Here is a 412-nt window from a genome sequence, read left to right as displayed (position 1 = left end):
CCCCAGCGCGCACGTCGCCACCCCGCCGATGAGGTCCAGATACTCACGGCCATCCGCGTCCCACACGCGCGTACCCCGACCTTTGACCAGGACGATGGGCTGCTGCTTGTAGTTCTGCAGCAGGTGGCTCTTGGCCTTGGAGATGAGGGTGTCGTTGGAAGTCGAGGCGGCGGCGGAGGGCACGGGCTGCGGCAAGGGTGTCTACCTTCCTTCGTGGTGGGGGGAACGGCTGCGAGCGCGCCATATAGCGCGCTAGAGGATGTAGCGCGACAGGTCCTCATCCTGGACGATGGAACTCAGGCGCTCACGCACATAATTGCCGTCCACCTGGAAGTCTCGAGGCCCCAGCTCACTGGCGGCGAAGGACACCTCGTCGAGCAGTCGCTCCAGCACGGTGTGCAGGCGGCGAGCG

The 412-nt window shown here is 65.8% G+C and carries 2 pseudogenes; both read right to left on the bottom strand.

From position 1 onward, the window contains the following. Nucleotides 1-195 (bottom strand): annotated as a pseudogene (locus tag D7Y04_RS43070) (aminotransferase class III-fold pyridoxal phosphate-dependent enzyme); the annotation flags it as partial. 57 nt (nt 196-252) lie between these two features. Then, nucleotides 253-412, bottom strand: a pseudogene (hslU, locus tag D7Y04_RS43065) (HslU--HslV peptidase ATPase subunit); the annotation flags it as partial.

The organism is Corallococcus sp. AB038B (assembly GCF_003668955.1).
GTDB classification, from domain to species: domain Bacteria; phylum Myxococcota; class Myxococcia; order Myxococcales; family Myxococcaceae; genus Corallococcus; species Corallococcus exiguus.
Note: the sequence above shows the minus strand (reverse complement) of the source record. Positions and strands in the feature narration are given on the sequence as shown.